The following is a 7,573-nucleotide window of genomic DNA, read 5'->3' as shown; positions in this document are numbered from 1 at the left end:
CCACGTCACGGCGCCCCCAGCGCCCATCGCCGACGACCTGGACTGCCGCGCGCAGGTGGACTTCACGCACGGGCTGCGGCACTTCGCCCCCGCCCCGCCCCGCGCCGCCCGCCTCCACCGTCCGTTCAGCGCGGCAGCGCCGCCGCCACGTCCGCCTGCAGCAGGTCCCCGTGCACGGCCGCCCCGGTCTGCGTCCCCGCCGCCGCCGAGCCGATGACCGTCAGCATCGCGTTCGCCACGTTGCCCGCGGCGTACACCCCGGCCACGTCGGTCTTCCCGAGGCCGTCGACCGCGAGCACCCGGCCGAAGCGGGTCCCGTTCGCCTCCTGGTCGACAGGCGTCAGGCCGAGGCCGACGGCCCAGTCGACCCGGGCCTCGAGGCGGCTGGCGGCGGCCAGGGCGTCGAGCCCGACGACCGTCCCGTCGGGCAGCTCCACCCCGGTCAGGGTGTCACCCTCGGACAGCACGCGTGCGATCGTGGAGCGGACCACCTTGACGCCGCGGGCCGTGAAACCGGCGAGGACAGTGTCGTCGAGGAGTGCCGGATCCGCCACGAACGCCGTGACGTCGTCGCTGAGCGCCCGGAACATCTGCACCTGGTGGGCGCCCGCGGGTGTGGCCACGAGGACGCCGATCCGCCGGTCGCGGACCTCCCACCCGTGGCAGAACGGGCAGTGCACGACCCCGCGACCCCAGTGCTCGGCGAGGCCGGGGACGTCCGGCAGGACGTCGACGCCACCGCCGGCGATGACGACACGGCGCGCCGAGACGACCTCGCCCGAGTCGAGCGTGAGGTGGAAGCCGAGCGGATCGCCGTCGGTGACGGGTGCGGCGGACGCGGACACCACCCTCCCGTCGGTGACGGTGACGCCGTACCGGGCCACCTCCGCACGGCCGGTGCGGACGAGGTCGAAGGGGCTCACGCCCTCCTGGCCCAGGTAGTTGTGGACGCCCTCGGCCGGCGCGTTCCGCGGTTCGCCCGCGTCGACGACGAGGACGGACCGGCGCGAACGACCGAGGATGAGGGCTGCGGACAGGCCGGCGGCACCGCCGCCGACGACGATGACGTCTCGTGATGGGGACATGGCACGATGCTGTGCTCCGCCGTTTGAAGTTGGCAAGACGCGTTGCTGCTCTGGCAACATGAGCGCATGACACACGGACGGGAGGCCCACCCCGCCGAGCCGACGACGGCTGACGTCGTCGACGCGGTCGGCCCACGCCTCCGGGCGCTCCGGGCGCGCCGGGGCACCACGCTCGCCGCGCTCGCGGAACGCACCGGGATCTCGGTGAGCACGCTCTCGCGGTTGGAGTCCGGGCAACGGAAGCCGACGCTCGAGCTGCTGCTGCCGCTGGCCCGGGCCCACCAGGTGCCGCTCGACGACCTCGTCGGGGCTCCGGCGACGGGAGATCCACGCGTGCACCTCAAGCCCGAGCGGCGCGGCGGCCGCGTGGTCATCCCGCTGACCAGGCGGACCGGGGGTGTGCGGTCCTTCAAGCAGCTCATCGCGCCGCACGACCACGGAACGGACACCACCCTCAAGACGCACGAGGGGTACGAGTGGCTCTACGTGCTGTCCGGTCGGCTCCGACTGGTCCTCGGGAACGAGGTGTTCGACCTCGGCCCGGGAGAGGTCGTCGAGTTCGACACCCACACGCCGCACTGGGTCGGCAACGTGAGCGACCAGGTCACCGAGATCCTGTGCCTGTACGGGCCGCAGGGTGAGCGGGCGCACGTCCGGTCGAAGCCGGCGGCGCGGCCGGACTGACGTGGGGCACACGGTCGCGGACGCGACGCCGGCGACGATCCGCGACGCCGTGGCGTTGCGGATCGCCGCCGACGTGGCGACTCGCGGTCAGCCGACGGCGGCCCGGTAGCGCTCGAGCACCTCGGGGTGCGGGGCCGCCGGTATCGACGTCGTCGGCACCGTCCAGCCGGGCAGGTCCCCGGTGAGGACCCACGCGGCCTGTCGGGCAGCGCCGGCGGCGACGTACTCGCCCGGTTCCGGCACGAGGACCTCGCGGCCGAAGACCTGCGCGGCGACGGCCCGGACGGCCTCGTTCTGTGCGGCGCCACCGATGAGCAGCAACCGCTCGACCGTGACGCCCGTGCGCTCGACCGCGGCCAGGCCGTCGGCGAGGGTGCAGAGCATGCCCTCGACCGCGGCACGCGCCAGGTGCGCCCGGTCCGTCGTCCCCGGGGTCATCCCGAGCAGCGACGCGGTGGCGTCGGGACGGTTCGGGGTCCGCTCGCCGACGAAGTACGGCACGAGGACGAGCCCGTCGGCACCGGCGGGTGCCTGGAGCGCGAGCCGCCCGAGTTCGGCGTGGTCGACGCCGAGCAGGCCGCCGATCACCTCGAGCACCCGTGCCGCGTTGAGCGTCGTGACGATCGGCAGCCGCGAACCCGTCGCGTCCGCGAACCCGGCGACCGTGCCGGACGGGTCCTCGATCGCGGTGTCGGTCACACCGAACACGGTGCCGCTCGTGCCGAGGGACACCGCGACGTCACCCGCGGCCAGCCCCAGGCCGAGCGCGGCTCCGGCGTTGTCCCCGGCGCCGGGTGCGACGACGAGTCCCGCCGGAGCGGTGGCGCCACCCGGGAGCTCGATCGCCTGCTCGAGCGTGCCCATCGCCTCGGACGGGGCGACGACCCGCGGCACGACGACCGCGTCGCCGTCGTCACCGGTCTCCGCACCGCGCAGCGGACGGCCCAGGGCGAGCTCGAACAGCTCCGGGTCGTACTCGCGGCGTGCGGGGTCCCAGTAGGCGGTGCCGCTGGCGTCCGAGCCGTCGGTGGCCAGGGCGTCCAGGTCGGGGCCGAGCGGGCTCTCGTCCGCCGGTCCGTAGCCGCGGAGGCGCCAGGACAGCCAGTCGTGGGGCAGCGCGACGGCCGCGACCCGGGCCGCGTTGTCGGGTTCCGCGTCACGGAGCCAGCGCAGCTTCGTGGCGGTGAACGAGGCCACCGGCACCAGACCCGTCCGGGCGACCCACGCCTCCCGGCCGAGTTCCTCGACCATGGCGGCGGCGGCGGCCGCACTGCGGACGTCGTTCCACAGCAGGGCCGGGCGGATCACGCGACCGTCGGCGTCGAGCACGACCATGCCGTGCTGCTGCCCGCCGATGCCGATCGCGGCCACGTCGTCGAGGCCGCCGGCGTCGGCGACCGCGGTGCCGAGGGCCGTCCACCACGCTGCGGGGTCGACCTCGGTGCCGTCGGGGTGCGAGGCCCGGCCGGAACGGACGACCTCGCCCGTCGTGGCACGACGGATGACGACCTTGCAGGACTGCGTGGACGAGTCGACCCCGGCGACGAGCACGTCGTCACCGGGGTCGGTCGCGCTGGAGGCGAACTCAGCCACGAGCACCCATCAGGTGCTCGACGGCCAGCTGCTGGAGCTTGACGAAGCCGAAGCCCTTGCCGCCGAGGTACGCGTCGGCGTCGAAGTCCTCGTACGCGGAAGCGTCGGCGAGGAAGTCGTCGTACGACTCGCCCGCGTTCAGCGTCGGCTGCGAGAGCTCGGCGACCTTCGAGGCCTCGAGTGCGGCCTGCACCTCGGGGTCGGCACGGAACGCCTGCGCGCGCTCCTTGAGGAGCAGGTACATGCGCATGTTCGCGGCGGCCGACTCCCACACGCCGGTGATGTCCTCGGTGCGGGACGGCTTGTAGTCGAAGTGACGCGGGCCGTCGTACGCGCGGCCACCCTGCGGGGCGCCGTGCTCGAGCAGGTCGACGAGCGAGAACGCGTTCTGCAGGTCGCCGTGACCGAAGACGAGGTCCTGGTCGTACTTGATGCCGCGCTGACCGTTGAGGTCGATGTGGAAGAGCTTGCCCGAGTACAGCGCCTGGGCGATGCCGGCGGTGAAGTTGAGGCCCGCCATCTGCTCGTGGCCGACCTCGGGGTTCACACCGAACAGCTCGGGGCGCTCGAGGGTGTCGATGAACGCGATGGCGTGACCGAGCGTCGGGAGCAGGATGTCACCGCGGGGCTCGTTCGGCTTCGGCTCGATCGCGAACTTCAGGCCGTAGCCCTTGTCGGTGACGTACTGGGCGAGGAGGTTGACGGCTTCGCGGTAGCGCTCGAGCGCCGCCTGGACGTCCTTGGCGGCGTCGTACTCGGCGCCCTCGCGGCCACCCCACATGACGAACGTCTCGGCGCCGAGCTCGGCGGCGAGGTCGATGTTGCGGAGCACCTTGCGGAGGGCGAAGCGGCGGACCTCGCGGTCGTTCGAGGTGAAGCCGCCGTCCTTGAAGACCGGGGCGGAGAAGAGGTTCGTCGTCACCATCGGGACGATGAGGCCGGTCGACTCGAGGGCGCCCTTGAGGCGGTCGATCTGCGTCTGGCGCTCGGCGTCGGTCGAACCGAACGCGAAGAGGTCGTCGTCGTGGAAGGTGAGGCCGTAGGCGCCGAGCTCGTCGAGCTTCTCGACCGCCTCGACCACGTCGAGCTGGGGGCGGGTCGGGCCGCCGAAGGGGTCGGTGCCGTTGTAGCCGACGGTCCAGAGACCGAAGGAGAACTTGTCGTCGCGGGTGGGCTGCACTGCCATGGGGTCTGCCGATCGTCGTCGAGCGGATTTGTTGTCAGCGAGAACATATGCGCTGCACCGGCCCGAGCGCAACCCCCGGACGGACGGGAGGCGCGGTGCGAGCCCGCACCGCGCCTCCCGTCCGTCACCGGTCAGAGGTCGTAGACGCCGTCGGCGGCCTCCTGTCGGACGGCCGGCCCGGCCGTCCAGCCGCGCCGGAGCAACGACGTCGACTCGCGGAAGGCGGCCAGGACGTCGATGCCGTCCCGCAGCAGGGCCTGCAGCTGCAGCCCCTCGTACAGGGCGAGGAGCTGGACCGCCGCCCGCTTCGGGTCGAGCGCCGCCGGTTCACGCCCCGTCGCCACGTCGTGCTCGAGCAGGCGACGGACCGTGCGGTGGAAGCCCTCGTACTGGTTCCGGTAGAACGGCCCCACCGGGTTCGACACGTCCGTGCCCGCCGTCAACGTGCTGACCAGTAGCCGCATCATCCGGGGGTCGGCGAGGTTCGCCTCGATGAGCCCGCCGAGGAACGCGACCGCGCCGACGTCGACCGCGTCCTCGAGCAGGGGTGCCAAGCGGGTCTCGTGCCAGTGCATCACCGCGACGGCGACCAGGCTCTCCCAGGTCGGGAAATGCTGCTGCAGCAGGTCCGGGTCGACGTCCGCCGCCGCTGCCACCGCGTCACCGGTGGGCGTCAGGGTGTCGCCGGTGCGGATGAGGTCGATGGCGGCCTCGGCGATGTGCTTGCGCAGGCGCGCGTGCTCGAGGAGTTCGTCGCCGGCCGTGTCGGCGCCGGTCTCGCTGTCGAGCTCCGCCGGGCTGTCGAGCTCGGTCTCAGCCCGGTCGAGCTCGGTCTCGGGCACCGTGTCGGCCCCGACGGTCTCGGTACCGGTCCCGGTACCGGTACCCGTCCCGGTGTCGGTGTCGGTGTCGGTGTCGGTGTCGGTGTCGGTGTCGGCGGAGCGGGCATCGGTGGTCATCGCAGCCTCGGTTCGTCGTTCGGCCCCCGGGGTGGACGGGGCTGTTCACCACCAGTCTGGTGAGTGGACCGGTCTCCGTGCCTGCCCCAGTAGGCGGGGCAGCGACGGCTCGGCGCTGCGGTACCCGGCGGACGAGCGTCCACGCTGCGATACTCGGCGGATGAGCATCGGCGCTGCGGACCGGTCCGGCTCCCGGCCGACCCTCGACGCGATCGCCCGGCAGGCATCGGTCTCCCTCGCCACCGTGTCGAAGGTCCTGAACGGCCGCCCCGGTGTGTCCGACCCCACCCGCGAGCGCGTCGAACACCTGCTCGCCGCCTCCGGCTACGCCCAGCGCGGCCGTCCGCCCGAGCCGGGCTCCCTCGTCGAGCTCGTCGTCGAGGACCTGGCCAGCGAGTGGTCGATCGAGATCGTCCGCGGTGTCGAGCAGGTCGTGCGGGAGCACGGGTACGCGCTGTCCCTCTCCGCACTCGGCCCCGACCACGCGGTCGGTGCTGACTGGATCGCCGGTGTGCTGCACCGACGCCCGGTCGCGGTGGTCCTGCAGTTCTCCGCCCTCACCGCGGGCCGGCGCGACCAGCTCCGCGCACGCGGCATCCCCTTCACCGTCGTCGACCCGGTCGGCGATCCCCCGGCGGACGTCCCGGTGGTCGGTGCGACGAACACCGCCGGGGGAGCCGCCGCGACGCAGCACCTGCTCGACCTCGGGCACCGCAGGATCGCCGCGATCGCCGGGCCCCTCGAGATGCGCTGCGCCGCGGACCGGCTCGCCGGACACCGCGCGGCGCTCGCCGCGGCCGGCCTGGAGGCCCGGACCGGCTCCGGCGGGACGGCCGCGGTGACGGATCGGACGGCCGGGCACGTCGTCGTCGCCGACTTCAGCCGCGCGGACGGCGAGCGCGCGGCCCGTGTGCTCCTCGCGACCGAGCCCCGTCCGACCGCGATCGTCACGGGCAACGACCTGCAGGCCCTCGGGGTGCTCGACGCCGCACGGGCGTCCGGTCTCCGGGTGCCCGAGGACCTGTCGGTCGTCGGGTTCGACGACGTGGCACCGGCCCGGTGGGCCCGTCCGGCGTTGACGACGATCCGGCAGCCCCTGCAGGAGATGGCCCAGCGGGCGACGCGGATGGCGCTCCGTCAGCACGCCGGTGGCGGGACCGGACCAGCGGCGGACGACGGGCCGGTCCGGGTCGAACTCGCGACGTCGCTCGTGGTCCGCGACTCCACGGCCGCACCCGGTCCCGGGACGCGGGTCGAGCCTCCCGTCCGGCCGGACGTCACGACGGTCGAGATCGTCGGCGGGCCGGAGGCGCTGCGGGTCGGACTGCACGACCCTGATCCCAGGTGGGCGGAGACGTTCCGGGCACACCGACGACGGATCAGCGCCGCACTCGGGTCGTCCGCCGTGCAGATCGAGCACATCGGGTCGACCTCGGTGCCCGGGCTCGCCGCCAAGCCGATCGTCGACCTGGTCGTCGTCGTGCCCGACGTCACCGACGAGGCCGCGTACCTCGTGCCGCTCCTGGCCGCCGGCTACGAGCTCCGGGTGCGTGAACCGGGCCACCGTCTGGTGCGGACCCCGGAACGCGACGTCCACGTGCACGTCTACGAGCGTGGTGCACCCGCGGTCCACGACTACCTGCTGCTCCGCGACCGTCTGCGCGCCGACGCCGACGACCGGGCACTGTACGAGCGGACGAAGCGGGCGCTCTTCAGCGAGCGGTGGGACGACATGAACGACTACGCGGACGCGAAGACGGACGTGATCCGCGAGGTGATGGCCCGCGCGCGGGTCGCGCGGGCGGCGCAGGTCGTCTGACCGGTCGATGCCGCGCTGTCGGTGCGTCGCCCGGTGCTCACAGGTCGGGGAGCCGGCGGCCGTGCGCCGTGTCGTTCCAGGTCGTCCGACCGTGCGCGTCCGTCGACGTGTGGAGCCCGCCGTGGCCCTGCCGGAGCCCGCAGTGCCACCGGTCGAACACGCTCGGGCAGCGGTCGTCGGTCGGGGTCGGGTCGTGCATCGGTGTCCTCCAGTCGTCCGGATCCGTCATCCGGCTCTCTCTCCGAGG

Annotated in this window: 7 protein-coding genes; 2 read left to right on the top strand and 5 right to left on the bottom strand. The window is 73.6% G+C overall.

Annotated features, from left to right (window positions below):
- Window positions 1-125: 125 nt before the first annotated feature.
- Complete coding sequence (locus DEI83_RS14190) at window positions 126-1,085, bottom strand: NAD(P)/FAD-dependent oxidoreductase (RefSeq protein WP_111082590.1); 960 nt, start codon at window positions 1,083-1,085, stop codon at window positions 126-128.
- Between the two features lie 66 nt (window positions 1,086-1,151).
- On the opposite strand from DEI83_RS14190, the gene DEI83_RS14185 reads away from it, so the two are divergent.
- Window positions 1,152-1,769 carry a helix-turn-helix domain-containing protein gene (locus tag DEI83_RS14185; protein WP_111082589.1) on the top strand — a complete coding sequence of 206 codons (618 nt, stop codon included), beginning with the start codon at window positions 1,152-1,154 and terminating at the stop codon, window positions 1,767-1,769.
- Between the two features lie 87 nt (window positions 1,770-1,856).
- Here the strand turns inward: DEI83_RS14185 and xylB are convergent, their stop codons facing one another.
- The 3 genes from xylB to DEI83_RS14170 all read right to left on the bottom strand — a co-directional run bounded on the left by xylB (window position 1,857) and on the right by DEI83_RS14170 (window position 5,507).
- Entirely contained in the window at window positions 1,857-3,362 is a 1,506-nt protein-coding gene (gene xylB, locus DEI83_RS14180) for a xylulokinase (RefSeq protein WP_258371233.1), read from the bottom strand.
- The gene (gene xylA, locus DEI83_RS14175; protein ID WP_111082588.1) at window positions 3,355-4,548 is read right to left on the bottom strand and encodes a xylose isomerase; all 1,194 of its coding nucleotides are present in this window, start codon (window positions 4,546-4,548) and stop codon (window positions 3,355-3,357) included. The genes xylB and xylA overlap by 8 nt, the downstream gene beginning before the upstream one ends.
- A gap of 131 nt (window positions 4,549-4,679) precedes the next feature.
- On the bottom strand, window positions 4,680-5,507 hold the full coding sequence (locus DEI83_RS14170) for a TetR family transcriptional regulator C-terminal domain-containing protein (protein WP_111082587.1): 828 nt from the start codon (window positions 5,505-5,507) through the stop codon (window positions 4,680-4,682).
- A 160-nt stretch (window positions 5,508-5,667) separates the two neighbouring features.
- On the opposite strand from DEI83_RS14170, the gene DEI83_RS16375 reads away from it, so the two are divergent.
- Entirely contained in the window at window positions 5,668-7,326 is a 1,659-nt protein-coding gene (locus DEI83_RS16375) for a GrpB family protein (protein ID WP_111082586.1), read from the top strand.
- A 37-nt stretch (window positions 7,327-7,363) separates the two neighbouring features.
- Here the strand turns inward: DEI83_RS16375 and DEI83_RS16050 are convergent, their stop codons facing one another.
- Window positions 7,364-7,525, bottom strand: a complete 162-nt coding sequence (locus DEI83_RS16050) for a hypothetical protein (RefSeq protein WP_181431243.1) — start codon at window positions 7,523-7,525, stop codon at window positions 7,364-7,366.
- Between the last annotated feature and the right edge of the window lie 48 nt (window positions 7,526-7,573).

Origin of the sequence: Curtobacterium sp. MCBD17_021 (assembly GCF_003234525.1) — a bacterium.
Lineage (GTDB): Bacteria > Actinomycetota > Actinomycetes > Actinomycetales > Microbacteriaceae > Curtobacterium.
Note: the sequence above shows the minus strand (reverse complement) of the source record. Positions and strands in the feature narration are given on the sequence as shown.